The following is a 14,458-nucleotide window of genomic DNA, read 5'->3' as shown; positions in this document are numbered from 1 at the left end:
TCAATTAATCTCCATTTAGTATCTTCGGTACTAAATGGAGATTAAGTCCTATCTTGCGTATTCGGTGATCCTGGTTTCCCGGATAATCGTTACCCGTATCCTTCCGGGATAACGCAGATCGTTTTCAATCTTCTTGGCAATCTGTTTAGCCAGATCCCTGGACTGCTCGTCGTTCACCGCCTCGTTGTTGACGATGATCCGCAGTTCCCGCCCTGCCTGTATGGCAAAGGCCTTTTCCACCCCGGTAAAGCCCGTGGCGATATTTTCCAGGTTTTCCAGCCGCTTAACGTAATTGTCCAGGGTTTCCCGCCGGGCGCCGGGCCGGGCCGCAGAAATTGCGTCGGCAATCTGGACCAGCACCGATTCGATGCAGGATGGTTCTATATCGTTGTGGTGGCTCCCTACGGCGTTGATAATCCGCGGGTCCTCCCCCATCTTCCGGGCCATGTCCATGCCGATCTCCGCGTGGTTCAGGTCCGAATCGCTCTCAATCCCCTTACCGATATCGTGGAGCAGCGCCCCCCGCTTGGCCAGTTCCCGGTTGGCGCCGATCTCCGCGGCTAAGATGCCCGCAATAACCGCCACTTCCTTGGAGTGGGAGAGTACATTCTGGCCGTAGCTGGTGCGGAAATAGAGCCGCCCCAGGGCGCGGATAGCTTCCTGGTTGATATTGTGGATCCCCAGGTCGAAAAGCACCTTCTCGCCCTCTTCGAAGATCTTCTGGGATATATCCTTGGTAACCTTGGTAACAATTTCTTCAATACGGGCAGGATGGATCCGTCCGTCGGTGATGAGCCGTTCCAGGGCAATTTTAGCAATTTCCCGGCGTACCGGGTCAAAACAGGAAATAACCACCGCTTCCGGAGTATCATCGATGATGATATCTACCCCGGTCAGGGTTTCCAGGGTACGGATGTTCCGCCCTTCCCGCCCTATGATCCGGCCCTTCATCTCGTCGTTGGGAAGGGTGACGGTGGCTACAGTCACCTCGCCGGTAACATCCGTAGCCAGCCGTTGAATAGCGGCAACTAACACATCCCGGGCTTTCTTTTCCGCGGAAAGGTTGGCCTCCTGCTCAATCTTGTTGATAAGCCCCTGGGCATCATGCCTGGCCTCATTTTCCATATCCCGGATGATGAGGGCCTTCGCTTCGTCCACGGTAAGCCCGGAAATTCGTTCCAGTTCCGCCCGGTACCGCTCTTCTTCCTTCTCCAGAGCTTCGCCCCGGACTTGTAGGGACTGTTCCATATCAGCCAGAAGCTGTTCGGTTTTCTCTATCTGAGCTGTCTTCTTATCTACAGTTTCTTCTTTCTGCAAGACACGTTTTTCGTATCGCTGCAGTTCACCCCTGCGTTCCCGAGTCTCCCTTTCCTGCTGGTTCCGATCGCGGATAACTTGTTCTTTTGCTTCAAGAAGAATCTCCTTCTTTTTAGCGTCAGCTTCCTTTATCGCATCCTGTTTTATACGTTCGGCGCGTTGCTCCGATGCCGTAAGTTGAAATCTGGCATACAGCCATCTTATAGTCCAGCCTAAGGTTAACCCGGCAAGAGGGAGGATAAGCCAAATTATCCAAGGCATTGTTGACCCCTTACCGATGAGTATTAAAGTACGCCTTATGATACACCCGGAAGACCGAATTTGTCAAGGGGAAGGTAAAAATCGTGAAAAGACCCGTTACCGGTTTTAGGCGAAGGGGTTTTCCCGGGGATATAACAACCCTTTGGGCTGGTTATAGTGTATCTCCGGTACCCCAAGATAGTCAAAAACCGTGAAAAGGGCCTTGCCGTACCTGCCAAAAGCCACCGCCCCATGGTGGGGGAAGCGTTTTTCGATGAGTACATGGCGGAAAAACCGTCCCATATCGGGGATAGCGAATACGCCGATGCCGCCAAAGGAATTGGTAGCCGGTGGAAGGACCTCCCCCTGGGCTATATAGGCCTGAAGAGCGCCGTCGGCGTTGGCGTGCAGCCGGTAGAAGGTGATATCCCCCGCGGCGATGTCCCCCTCCAGGGTCCCTCTGGTAACGTCGGGTTCCCCGCCCTTTTCCAGCAGCCGGTTCTGGATCAGCTGGAACTTAAGGGCGGTATTGTCTTCGTTCCGGAGCTTACAGCGGGGAGTATTACCGCAGTGGAAGCCCATGAACACATCGTTGAGCCCGTAGGGATACTTCCCCTTAATAGCCCCTTCATACAGATCCCGGGGGACGGTATTGTTGATATCCAGCAGGGTAACCGCATCATGGCTGATGCAGGCGCCTATGTATTCGCTGAGGGAACCGTAGATATCTACCTCGCAGCTCACGGGGATACCCCGGGCGGTCAGCCGGGAATTGACATAACAGGGCTCAAAACCAAATTCCGTGGGGAAAGCGGGCCAGCATTTATTAGCGAAGGATACATAGCTCCGGGAACCCCGGTGCTCCTCCGCCCAGTCCAGCAGGGTAAGCTCAAACTGGGCAAGCCGGGGAAGTATATCCGGATACCGGTTGCCCGCGCCAAGCTCATCCGCCATGGACTTGACCACGGTGGGTATGCGCGCATCGTCCTTATGCGCCCGGTAGGCTACCAGAAGGTCAAGCTCGGAATTTTCTTCGATCTCCACCCCAATATCGTAGAGCCCCTTGATGGGAGCGTTACAGGCAAAGAAATCCTGGGGCCGGGGGCCAAAACTGATGATCTTCAGGGAAGCAAGGCCCAGGAGGGCCCGGGCAACGGGAACAAAATCCGCCGCCATAAGGGCGATATCATCCGGCGTACCCACGGGATATTCGGGAATCACCGCCTTGAGCTTCCGCAGCCCCAGGTTGTAGGAACAGTTGAGCATTCCGCAGTAGGCGTCGCCCCGGCCATTGGTAAGGTCTTTACCGGTATCTTCAGCGGCGGCGGCGTACATCACCGGCCCGGAGAAAAACCGGGCAATGAGGGTTTCCGGAGTTTCAGGGCCAAAATTCCCCAAAAATACGATAAGGGCATTACAACCGGAATTTTTTACTTCATCCACCGCCTTAAGGACATCCTTTTCATTTTCAACGGTGGTTTTCGCTTCGTATACCGAAATGCCGCGTTTTACACAGGCTTCGACAAGGGCTTTCCGACGATTCTCGGAAAGGGAACGCACAAAACAATCCCTGGATACTGCGATTAATCCAAGTTTTACTTCAGGGTAATTCTGATCCATAACAACCTCTCTTGATACATGCAGAATTAGAATAATTGATTGTGTCCCTAGTTTTACCGTCTGTCAAGGTTGACCGGCGTTACATTTTGAATTCGCTGCCCAGGTAGACTTCCCGTACCATCTCATTGGCCAGAATCACTTCCCGGTCCCCCTGGGCAACTATGGTACCATCGGCTATGATAAAGGCCTCGGTGGTTATTTCCAGGGTGTCCCGGACATTGTGGTCCGTAATGAGGATCCCTATACCCTTTTCCGCCAGACGGCGGATTATCTGCTTGATTTCGTAAACCGCTATAGGATCGATACCCGCGAAGGGTTCGTCCAGGAGCAGAAACTTAGGCTCCGTCGCCAGGGCCCGGGCGATTTCGGTACGCCGCCGTTCGCCGCCGGAAAGGGTATAACCAAACTGGGAACGAATACGGGCAATGCCGAACTCATCCAGCAGGGCTTCCAAGCGGGCTTTCTTTTGTTCCCTATTGATATCCTTACGGCTTTCCAGGATGGCCCTGATATTCTGCTCCACCGTGAGCTTGCGAAAGATGGAGGCCTCCTGGGGAAGGTAGGCAACTCCCAAGCGGGCCCGGCGGTACATGGGTTTTTCGGTAATATCATCCCCATTTAACGTTACGGTTCCCTTGGTAGGTTTATAGAAACCCACGATCATATAAAATATGGTGGTCTTTCCGGCGCCGTTCGGCCCCAGCAACCCCGCCACTTCTCCGTTATGCATGGAAAAGTTGACCCCCCGGACCACTTCCTTGGCGCCGAATTTTTTATGAAGATCCGTAACGTTTAAAACATGTGCGGTTTCGGTACCCATGGGGCGCTATTCCTCACCCGATACCGGCGCCGGTTCTTCGGTTTTCTCTTTTTCTTTTTCCTTAATCGAGCCGGAAACAGAACCTTCCATGGTCACATCATCCGTATCAAGGTCTACCCGGATCCTATCGGCTCTGAATTCATCACTTTTCTTAAAGACCACGGGGAATCCCGTAAGATCCAGTAATTTTGCCTGCCGGCGATACACCGCATATTCAGACCGGCATACCAGTTCATCCTTAAAGAGCCGTACAGAGATTTGGAATACCGAAATCTCCTTTTTGTCATCATACTCGATAAAGCGGCCTTTGGCGACGATCTCGTTCTCCTTATCCTCCAGGGTGGAATTGCCCTCCAGCCGGGCTATTTTGAGTTTCCGGTCGTAGCGCAGGCGATCGGTCTGAAAGAGGATGTTCTTTTCCTCCTCCATGCCCCAGACATCGCCGGAACAGTCAACAAATTGATTATCATCCCCCTGAAGCTCTATCCGGTTGGCCTTGAGGACCAGATTGTCGGATCGTACTTCGGCGTTTCCCGTAAGCATGGTAATCTCTTTCCCCGCAGCCCGGCCCCCGGACATACGGTCAGCCTTAAAGGAAAAAGTATCGGCCCCCACAGGAAGGATGATTGCCGCTGTAACCAGGGCCAGAGTAACAAGTTTTATACTCACAGGATCTCTCCGGCAGTATCGCCGCCCTCTTCCATCAGTTCTGCGGGAACTTCCTCTCCAAGCTCTTCTGAGACTTCCTCGGCTTCGGCTTCCTCGTCATCATCGTCTTCTGTATCGATATAGATTCCTTCTACCCCGCCGTTAAATACCCAGGTTCTGCTCCGGGCATCGGCAGTGAAGCCCCGGCCGGAAAAAAGGGTACCATCGGAGCGCTGTATATCCACCACCGTATCCTCATCCCTGCCGGCGAGGATCCGTTTTTCATCCTCCCAGGAAAGATTTTCCGTTTCTATGGTGATATCTTCGGAATCCACTGAAATAATAATACTATTCCCCAGCTGTATATTCCCCGACTCAAGCTCCACCAATGCGTTCCCCGCCCTACCGGTGGCATTTATCTCATCCCCATGGGCATAAAACTGTTCAAAGGAAAAATTTTGCAGTTCCATGGTTTGCCGGTTTTCGTATCGTTCCGCTAATTGAGCGCGAAAACGCACCACCGGATCCCCATCCCGAACCCGGACATACTCCACGTTCCCCATGACAATATCCGGAAGATCCTCATTTTCGGAGACTTCGTCACCATAATCGAAGGTACAGGAGACAAGAAGAATAAAAATACAGAAAGAAGAGAACGCAGTAAAACGGGTGTGCCGCTCCCCCTTTTTTTCTTTTCTTCCCTCTGTGTCCTCTGCGTTCTTCCCTCTGTGTCCTCTGCGGCTATTCTTCATTCTTTGGTCTCTTTAACTTTTTTCACCGCGGCAATAAAATCCCGGAACAGTGGGCTGGCAGCGGTGGGCTTGGACTTAAACTCCGGATGAAACTGGACACCCAGGCCCCAGGGGTGATCCGACCACTCAACCGCTTCAACCAAGCTCTTGTCTTCGGTAAAGCCCGTAAGCGCGAGCCCCGAATCGATCATCGCCTTGCGGAAGTTGTTGGCAAACTCATAGCGGTGCCGATGGCGTTCGGAGACGATCTTCTCCTTGTAGGCCTCGAAAAACTTGGAATTAGGTTCCGGTACGGACGCCCATTTCCCAAGCCGCATGGTACCGCCGTAGTTCTTTACATCCACCTGATCCTCCAGAAGGCTCACCACCGGATGCTTAGTATCCTGGTTGAATTCCGTGGAATCCGCATCTTCCCAGCCCAGGACATTCCGCGCCCAGTCTATCACCATGATCTGCATCCCCAGGCATATACCGAAGTAGGGAAGCTTGTGGGTCCGGGCCCAAGCGGCGGCCTTAACCATGCCGTTAATACCCCGCTGGCCAAAGCCCCCGGGTACCAGTATGCCGTCTACCCCCCCTCCTGCTGCGGAGGGACCCAAAAGTGCATCGGCATCCTCGCTTTCTTCTAATAGAGAGGAGTCTATCTTAACCAGTTCCACCTCAATCCGGTTCTCCAGGCCCGCATGGAATAGGGCTTCAAACACCGACTTATAGGAATCGTGGAGGTCCATGTACTTGCCCACAATACCGATCCGGACCTTTCCGCTCCGGGCCTCAAAACGCTCCATCATGGAGTACCAGGGTTTCAGGTTGGCGTGCCTGCTTTCGACCCCCAGCTTCTTGAGCACCACCTGATCCAGCTTCTGATCGAAAAAGATCAGGGGTACCTCATAAATTGTAGTGTCCACATTATAGGAAGTAAATACCGCATCGCTTTCTACGTTGGTAAAAAGAGCTATCTTCCTGCGGGTGGCCTCGTCCAGCAATACCGGCGCCCGGCAGATCAGCACCTCCGGCTGAATCCCCTGCTCCTGCATGGCCTTTACGGAGTGCTGCGTGGGTTTGGTCTTCAGTTCCCCCTCCCCCACCTCGGGGATCAGGGTAAGATGTACCGAAAGGGCGTTGGCCCGGCCCATTTCATGAATAAGCTGCCGGGCTGCTTCCAGAAAAGGGATGGACTCAATATCCCCCACGGTACCGCCGATCTCCACGATTACCACATCAGTATCGGCGTCTTCCTTGGAAACCGCCAAAATCCGGCTCTTTATCTCGTCGGTGATATGGGGGATAACCTGAACACAGCGCCCCAGGTAGCGGCCTTCCCGCTCCTTGCGGATCACCGACTCATAAACTTGACCGGTGGTGATGGAATTGGCCCGGGAAAGGGGCCCGGAGGTAAAACGGGCGTAATTCCCCAGATCCAGGTCCGTCTCCCCGCCGTCGTCGGTTACATAGACTTCCCCGTGCTGGTAGGGGCTCATGGTCCCGGCGTCCACGTTGATATAGGGATCGCACTTGATCATCCGGACATTAAGCCCCCGTCCTTCAAGCAAGGCTCCAAGGGAGGAGGCCGCAACCCCCTTCCCAAGGCTTGAACACACGCCTCCGGTGACAAAAATATACTTATTCATGTAAAACTATTATCCCGATGCGGTACGCATTAGTCAACGCTGCCGCTAAAATCCCCGCCATCAATAAAGATACTAGGCAGTTTTCTCGTATATTACTAAATGAATAATTGACACTATTTCATACAACCCTTACTATAATGTATATGGCAGATGAGGTTGTTTTAACGGATGCCGATTTTGAGCGGTATCGTGATCTTATTTATAATGAGAGCGGTATCAACTTTACGAAAACAAACCGCTCAATCTTGGAAGGTAGGCTCAAAGAACGGCTCAGGAATGCTCCTGGGGTAACTTTGACGTCCTATTTCAGTACCATTTCCAAGGATAAGGAAGCACTCAAGGGCTTTCTCGACTCGGTTACCACCAATCTAACCCGGTTCTTCCGCAATCAAGCCCATTTTGACGCCCTGGAACATCATGTTATCCCGGAATTGATGAATATAAAAAAGGCTACGGGGAATACTACCATCAAAATCTGGAGCGCCGGCTGTTCTACCGGAGAAGAACCCTATACTATCGCCATGCTTTTAACTGAAATCCTGCCGCCGCCCTGGAAATTTGAGATAGTCGCCAGCGATATCAGCCTAAAATGCCTCATGACCGGTAAGGAAGGGTTTTACGCCGACAGCCGGATAGAGGGCATCCCCGAAAATTACCTGAAAAAGTATTTTGACAAGGTTGCCGGGGGCTATAAGGTCAAGGCGGAAATCATGTCTAAAATACGTTTTGACTATCACAATCTAAAAAACGATTCGGGTCAGCGCAATTTGGACATCATATTCTGCCGGAACGTAATCATCTATTTTGATGAGGTTACCCAAGCCGGGGTTGTAAACCGGTTCTGGGATTCCATGGCATCCAAGGCCTTCCTCTTTATCGGTCATTCGGAATCCCTCTTTGGGATGAATACCAAATTTGAATTTGTAAAGACCCAGTGGGCAACCCTATACAGGAAATGGATCTAGGGACGATGCGGGCCTTTTTATAGGAGTAGATTGTGGCTGAAGATGTTGCGGTATTAATTGTTGATGATTCGGCGCTGATGCGTAACCTCATTGGCAGGATGATTGAGGCCACACCGGGGCTGGTCATCGCCGAAAAAGCCATGAACGGGGTCTTCGCCCTGCAAAAAATACCCCGGGTTAATCCGGATATTATTGTTCTGGACCTGGAAATGCCGGAAATGAACGGCATCGAATTCCTCAAGGAGCGGAAAAAATTGGGGATCACCATCCCGGTGGTCATTCTTTCCTCCATTGCCGCCCGGGGCGCTGAGATCACCATGGAGGCCCTCTCACTCGGGGCCAGTGACTTTATCCAGAAACCTTCGGGCTCGGTTTCCGAAGATATCCACACCGTAAAGGATACCCTGGTGGGGATGCTCCTGGGCTATGGCGGCCAATACCGGCGCAGCCAGGGCAGGAAGGTGGTCCCCGCCATTGACTTCACCGCGAAAACCATTACCCCCCTGACCAGCGCCAAACCCGGCTCGATAAGCTCCATCCTGGGGGTCTCCGGCTCAGCTAAGCCGCTGGTTCCGGTACGCAAACCCGCAAAGACAGAAATTGTCGCCATAGGCATCTCCACCGGCGGGCCCGATGCCCTGCGGATAGTTTTTGCAAACCTGGATAAGGACCTCAAGGTACCCATTGTAGTGGTCCAGCATATGCCCCAGGGCTTTACCAACGAATTCGCCAAGAGTCTCGACCGGCTCTGTCCCCTGGATGTAAAGGAAGCCGAAGATGGGGACGCCATACTCCCCGGACGCATCCTCATTGCCCAGGGAAATAAGCACCTGGAAGTTGAACGCCGTAACGGCGCAGTAGTTGCCCACCTTTCCGACGCGCCCCTGGTAAGCGGACACCGTCCCTCTGCGGATGTGCTCTTCGCATCGGTAGCGTTGGTATATCAAAACCACGCCCTGGGGGTAATCATGACCGGCATGGGCCGGGACGGCGCGGCGCAGTTAGGGACCATCTACAAGGAAGGCGGAATGACCCTGGGCCAGGATGAAACATCGGCGGTGGTCTACGGTATGCCCCGGGTGGCCTTTGAACTGGGGCATGTGCAGGAGCAGGTATCACTGGAAAAAATGGCCCGGCGGATCTGTGATGTCGCCAAGGCGCAACGATAGAAGGTAATAGACTTTTTATTAGGGAATGGACAATTTGTTGGTAGAAATAAACCTTAGAAAGAGTAACTATTTTTTCTCAAAATAATTATCAAATATGAAGAATCATACACTTGACATAGATAAATTCTTGGATTATACCAAAATAATAGGTAAGTCTTATGGCTAATATTGTAGAAATGACAAATGTAATTAAAGAATCTGTCCTCAAATTTGTACCGGCAAAATATATATATCTTTTTGGATCCTATGCGTATGGAATGCCAACAGAAAAGAGTGATGTTGATATTTATATTGTAATACCTGATAATATTGTTAATATATCTGAAATTTATGCAAAAATAATAGGCGATTTAGGCGATAAAAAAATATTTTTTATTGATCTATTATTAAACAGGGAAACTATTTTTAATGAAAGGATAAAAGAAAACATTCTTGAAAAAACAATTTATCAAAAAGGGAAAATGATTTATTATGAACATTAAGGACGTGAACGAATGGTTTATAATGGCTGATGATGATTTTGACTCAGCAAATATATTGAACGGATCTGTTAGAAGGCATAATGAAATTATCTGTTATCTTTGTGCACAAGCGGTTGAAAAATATTTAAAGGGCTTTTTGATTTTCAATGATATTGTACCTGAACGGACTCATAATCTGGTTTATCTGAATAGTATTTGTATTGAGAAGGATAAAAATTTTGAAAATATAAAAACGAAATGTAATTTCTTAAATAGGTTTGCAAATGATATACGATATCCGCATAAAATGGAAACAAATTTGGAAGATGTAAATACTGCAATAGAATATGTTGAAAACATTAAAAACGTATAAAGAAACCCAACTGCATAGGCCTGTATACGCCTCGTTGTCTCCATAAGGCAAGTCTTTTTTCTTTATGGATAAATATTTATGGGGTTCATCGATGTTCCCGCCGCTTTTTCCATCTGCTTAATCAACGCCGCCATGTCCCGGGGCAGCGGCGCCTGCAGGGTGAGCTTGTTGTCTTCACCGGGCGGGTACGGGAGGCTCAGAGCGGCGGCGTGAAGGCCCAGGCGGTCCAGGAGGGGCTTTTCGTCCAGAGGGTCGCCGCGCCAGCCTTTTTTGAACCCCGATAGGTATACCGGCTTAGGGCTGTTGCGGGAACCGTAGAGGGGGTCGCAGACCACGGGATGGCCCAGGCTGGCCAGGTGAACCCGGATTTGATGGGTACGGCCGGTGGCAGGGCGGGCTTCCACAACAGAATAGGCGCCGGCGGCAAGGAGAAGGCGGAAATGGGTAAAGGATTTTTTCCCATGGTGTTTATCGACAACCGTCCGGTGCAGCTTGTCTCCATCCGGAGCCAGCGCAAGATCACAGTCCGTTTCCGCCCACAGAGGCCGTCCGTGAACTATGGCGCAGTAGGTTTTCTCCACATCCCGGGATTCGAAGGCCTTGGAGAGAAACCGGTGGGTGTCTTCGTCCCGGGCAAAGACGATGATCCCCGATGTGTCCCGGTCAAGGCGGTGTACAATAAATATGGGTCCCGTATAAAAACTTCCGAGCAGTTTGTCCAGCCGTTCCCGGGACTCGTCCCAGCGATCTCCGCTTACGGCAATACCCGCAGCCTTGTTTACCGCCGTAATATGATCGTCTTCGTGAATAATTGTGTAGGGTTGTTTCTGCTTCATAGGACTTTGCCGGAAGATCCTTGAGGTAGATATTTTCGCAGTTTTGCTAATACTTCGTCAAAGTCCAGGGGCTTTCCCACATGATCGTTCATACCGGCGGCAAGGCATCTTTCGATATCCTGGCGGAACACATTCGCGGTCATTGCCACGATGGGAATACTTTTTGCCCTGCCCTCATCCATGGCACGGATACGGCGGGTAGCTTCGTAGCCGTCCATTTCGGGCATCTGGATATCCATAAATATCATATCGTAGCTATCCGCATTTTTTTTGAACATATCAACGGCTTCGGCGCCATTTTCCGCGCAATCAATTTCAAGCTCCGTCGGCTCCAGCAGGGCCATCACGATCTCCCGGTTGATATCAATATCCTCCGCCAAAAGGAGGCGGAATCCCTTGAAGCTATCCGCCATGGCGGAATTTTCACCCACATGCTCGTTGTCCTGGCCCAGACAATCGTTTATAATATCCGCAACCGTGGAAGGAAACAGAGGCTTTGAAAGGAAACGATCCACCCCTGCTTTTTTCGCCTCCCCCTCAGTGGAGGTCCATTCCGCTGCGGAAATCATTATTACTACCGACTTATGAGACGATGTTTCCGGATTTTCCGCCGTGATCCGGCGGGAAAGTTCGATGCCGTCCAGACCGGGCATCTTCCAATCCACAAAGTACAGATCGTAGGGGCCGTTTTTCTCTATCAGAGCCATGGCCTCCTCTCCGCCGGCGGCGGTATCCCCCTTAAGCGAAAACTGACGCAGAAATTCTGAAAAAGACTCCCGGATATCCGGATCGTCATCCACCGCCAGGATGCGGAGGTTGTTCCGGTTTACTCCGTCCTTCAACAGGCTTTGCCGGATTTCCTCACCCCGCTTAACCTGGAATGTAAAGCCGAAGGTGGAACCCTCACCGGGCTTGGAATGTACCCAGATGCCGCCCCCCATCATCTCCACGATCCGTTTTGATATGGCAAGCCCCAGGCCGGTTCCGCCAAAACGCCGGGATATGCTTGAATCGGCCTGCTGGAAAGAGCCGAAGAGCTTGGCCTTCTGTTCCTCGCTGATGCCTATCCCCGAATCGATTACCTCAATCTTTATGGTGCAGGTTTCCTGCTCTTCCTTGATAAAGGAGGCGATAAGTTTAATGGTTCCCCCTTCCGGGGTAAATTTTACGGCGTTGGAAAGAAGGTTTGTAATTACCTGGGCTAACCGCTGCGCATCTCCGATAAGCGATGGGGGTATATTCGGGTCCATGCGTACGTTGAAGTCCTGATGCCTCTCGTCAACTTTAGCATTGATTACATTTACTACACGTTGGATCATTTTTTCAAAATTAAAATCCGTATAAGAAAGATCAAATTTATTCGCTTCAATTTTAGACATATCAAGAACGTCGTTGATAACCCCCAGGAGATGAATGGAGGCCCCTTCAATCTTATTGAGGCAATAATCTTTCCGCTCAATTTCGTTGGACGATTTTGCCAGGGATGTCATGCCGATGATAGCATTCATGGGGGTGCGCATTTCGTGGCTCATGTTAGCCAGGAAGTTGCTCTTGGCGCTGCTGGCCGCCTCCGCTTCAATCCGCGCCCGGGCAAGCATGGTAACATCGCTAAGGATCATCATCACACAGCCGAATTGCGCGTCCGTCCCGGCGCCATGATCGTTGCCGATGCGCCTCAGGGTCATGTTATAACTCAGTTCATCACCAACACTGTCGGTGATGACCAGTTCGGCATGGCTGGTATCCCCGACTTTTGTACCCGCCGTAAAGAGAGAAAAAGCCAGGGCTTCCAGAAATTCCGTTCCGGTCTCCTTGCCGGCTACAAGTATGGCGGAAAGCAGGGCGGGATCATTCTTATCGAAGTGATGGTGGTTAAGTATGTCCTCCATGGTTTGATTGAGGTAGATACATCTGCGTTCACCATCGAACAAAGCCAGAGCATTGGGCATGGCGTTGAGGTGGGAGCAGAAGATGTCCAGCATCGAATTTATTCCGGAGATGATGAGATGGTAATCCCCCTGGTAGGAGGAAGGGTCCGCCCGGTCATTCATAAAGCCCGCCCGGGCTGTATCCGCAAGGCCGCGGATGTCGTGGATCGCCGAGTGGATGGTTTTGGTCATAGAAATAAAGGTGGAACCCAGGCGGCCTATTTCGTCGGTCCGCTTGGTAATTTCCTTGGGCAGGGTATTGTCAAATTTTCCCAGGGCAAGGTCCCGGGCGTTTTCCGTAATAAGCCGAAGGGGTGTCGTGAGTATATGCCTGAGGGCGGCGTTGTAGACTATGATGAAAAAAACGATGGCCGCCAACAAAAAGATAACACTTACAATAACTGCCACCCTGAGGGGCGCTATAAAATCTAAACGGGGAGCTTCGATGCCCAGGGACCAAAGGGTTCCCCTAATGGGGGCGTAGCTTATGAAGATCCGTTCATTGGCCCCGGCGATACTGGCAGATCCGGTCTGGCCCTGCTTCATCAGATCTACAATTTCCTGTACTGCCTGACCGTAACCAAGGCTGCGGGTTATATGTTCCTTGCTAAAGACCCGGCCCAGATCCCGGTGGGCAACCAAATTTCCCTCTTCGTTAATAATAAATGCGGCGCCCCGGGCATTGATATTAATATTGTTCAGCACATCCCCAAGAACGTCGTAGCGGTAACTCCCCACCAGATACCAGGGCGCAACCTCCCCGTTGAGGGGAATGCCCATGGAGATTTCCAGGCCGTTGGCGCCCACGGATGTATCATCAATTACCAGGTTCTGGGTTTCACGGATCTTATCAAAAATTGCCCGGCCGGAGATACTGCGGGGAGAATTCTCACTTCCCTCCTGGAGAACGCCGTCGGGCCGGTAGAGACCAAGCCATACAAATTCAATGCCCGATGCGGCATGGTCCAACGCAGAACGCCGGGAAGAAAACTGTTCGGAAAATATAGCGTTACTGCGGATCATAAAAAAGCGATCCGCCATGTTATGCAGATTCCCCTCAACGCTTTCCGCCGCCGTTTTAGCGGTGGTTTGCAGCACACGGATCAGAATCGTATCGGTGAGAGAATTCATAAAATAGACCATAACTAATACAAGGCTCACGGTAAGGATAATAACTACCAGTACCGCAGTTAAGGCTATGTTGGTGGTAATGCTTTTTTCCTGTTTCATTCCCCTATCCCTACCGGCCGGATAATTCGACCTGGGCAACTTTTTTATCCCCCGCCCTTGCCTGATCTATAACTGCCCTGGCCAGAATCTTAAAGGATTTATAGGAATCCGTAGCCCCGGCGATGGCATCAATTTTATTCGGGTCCTGCCGGTTTAGCAGGGCCTGTGCATACCCCCTGGTGTATTTGGTGGGATAGTTCCCCGTTACGGCGTTCATCTGACGCATGTATTCCATATCCCAGGACTTGAGAAAACCACTGGCGTTCTTTGCATTGTACTCCACGGTTACTATCCGGTTATTATCAATATAAATTGTGATGAACTCCTTCCAACCATGAGCGTCAAATTCTGCAGCCGCCGCAGTGAAATATCCATCCGGAAGTTTGTCTCCGCCGGGTTTGCCTATTGAACAGGCGGATAAACCCAGAACGAGGAGAAGGCTTACAAACAAATTGAAGCATAGCTCCC

General features: G+C 51.3%; 13 protein-coding genes. 4 read left to right on the top strand and 9 right to left on the bottom strand.

From position 1 onward, the window contains the following. Positions 1 to 48 precede the first annotated feature (48 nt). The 6 genes from rny to pyrG form a co-directional block, all read right to left on the bottom strand. Positions 49 to 1,578 carry a ribonuclease Y gene (gene rny / locus LQZ19_RS12020; RefSeq protein ID WP_411047907.1) on the bottom strand — a complete coding sequence of 510 codons (1,530 nt, stop codon included), beginning with the start codon at positions 1,576 to 1,578 and terminating at the stop codon, positions 49 to 51. A 105-nt stretch (positions 1,579 to 1,683) separates the two neighbouring features. After that, entirely contained in the window at positions 1,684 to 3,177 is a 1,494-nt protein-coding gene (locus LQZ19_RS12015) for an L-fucose/L-arabinose isomerase family protein (protein WP_411047906.1), read from the bottom strand. A 79-nt stretch (positions 3,178 to 3,256) separates the two neighbouring features. Beyond that, positions 3,257 to 3,997 (bottom strand): LPS export ABC transporter ATP-binding protein, encoded by a 741-nt coding sequence (lptB, locus tag LQZ19_RS12010; protein ID WP_411047905.1) that lies wholly within the window; start codon positions 3,995 to 3,997, stop codon positions 3,257 to 3,259. A 6-nt stretch (positions 3,998 to 4,003) separates the two neighbouring features. Continuing rightward, on the bottom strand, positions 4,004 to 4,666 hold the full coding sequence (locus tag LQZ19_RS12005) for an LptA/OstA family protein (RefSeq protein ID WP_411047904.1): 663 nt from the start codon (positions 4,664 to 4,666) through the stop codon (positions 4,004 to 4,006). Continuing rightward, positions 4,663 to 5,397 (bottom strand): LPS export ABC transporter periplasmic protein LptC, encoded by a 735-nt coding sequence (gene lptC, locus LQZ19_RS12000; protein WP_411047903.1) that lies wholly within the window; start codon positions 5,395 to 5,397, stop codon positions 4,663 to 4,665. Before lptC ends, LQZ19_RS12005 begins: the two co-directional genes overlap by 4 nt. Beyond that, positions 5,394 to 7,028, bottom strand: coding sequence for a CTP synthase (pyrG, locus tag LQZ19_RS11995; RefSeq protein ID WP_411047902.1), 1,635 nt, complete (start codon positions 7,026 to 7,028; stop codon positions 5,394 to 5,396). The genes lptC and pyrG overlap by 4 nt, the downstream gene beginning before the upstream one ends. 143 nt (positions 7,029 to 7,171) lie before the next feature. Here pyrG and LQZ19_RS11990 point away from each other — a divergent pair, with 143 nt between their 5' ends. From LQZ19_RS11990 to LQZ19_RS11975, 4 genes are all read left to right on the top strand, one after another. Next, the gene (locus LQZ19_RS11990) at positions 7,172 to 7,993 is read left to right on the top strand and encodes a CheR family methyltransferase (protein WP_411047901.1); all 822 of its coding nucleotides are present in this window, start codon (positions 7,172 to 7,174) and stop codon (positions 7,991 to 7,993) included. A gap of 77 nt (positions 7,994 to 8,070) precedes the next feature. After that, positions 8,071 to 9,162, top strand: a complete 1,092-nt coding sequence (gene cheB, locus LQZ19_RS11985; RefSeq protein WP_411047964.1) for a chemotaxis-specific protein-glutamate methyltransferase CheB — start codon at positions 8,071 to 8,073, stop codon at positions 9,160 to 9,162. 158 nt (positions 9,163 to 9,320) lie between these two features. After that, positions 9,321 to 9,644, top strand: a complete 324-nt coding sequence (locus tag LQZ19_RS11980; protein WP_411047900.1) for a nucleotidyltransferase family protein — start codon at positions 9,321 to 9,323, stop codon at positions 9,642 to 9,644. Continuing rightward, the gene (locus tag LQZ19_RS11975) at positions 9,634 to 9,996 is read left to right on the top strand and encodes a HEPN domain-containing protein (RefSeq protein ID WP_411047899.1); all 363 of its coding nucleotides are present in this window, start codon (positions 9,634 to 9,636) and stop codon (positions 9,994 to 9,996) included. Before LQZ19_RS11980 ends, LQZ19_RS11975 begins: the two co-directional genes overlap by 11 nt. A 62-nt stretch (positions 9,997 to 10,058) precedes the next feature. Here LQZ19_RS11975 and LQZ19_RS11970 read toward each other — a convergent pair whose 3' ends face one another. Genes LQZ19_RS11970 through LQZ19_RS11960 form a run of 3 tightly spaced genes read right to left on the bottom strand, consistent with a single transcriptional unit; the run spans position 10,059 to position 14,441 of the window. Continuing rightward, entirely contained in the window at positions 10,059 to 10,832 is a 774-nt protein-coding gene (locus LQZ19_RS11970; protein WP_411047898.1) for an RluA family pseudouridine synthase, read from the bottom strand. Next, a complete protein-coding gene (locus LQZ19_RS11965) occupies positions 10,829 to 13,990 on the bottom strand; it encodes a response regulator (protein ID WP_411047897.1) in 3,162 nt (1,053 codons plus the stop codon). The genes LQZ19_RS11970 and LQZ19_RS11965 overlap by 4 nt, the downstream gene beginning before the upstream one ends. Positions 13,991 to 14,000: 10 nt before the next feature. Beyond that, positions 14,001 to 14,441, bottom strand: a complete 441-nt coding sequence (locus LQZ19_RS11960) for an FMN-binding protein (protein WP_411047896.1) — start codon at positions 14,439 to 14,441, stop codon at positions 14,001 to 14,003. Positions 14,442 to 14,458: the final 17 nt, after the last annotated feature.

The organism is Treponema primitia (genome assembly GCF_046533075.1).
Lineage (GTDB): Bacteria > Spirochaetota > Spirochaetia > Treponematales > Breznakiellaceae > Termitinema > Termitinema primitia_B.
The sequence above is the reverse complement of the archived record's forward strand: the minus strand, read 5'-3'. Positions and strand labels throughout refer to the sequence as shown.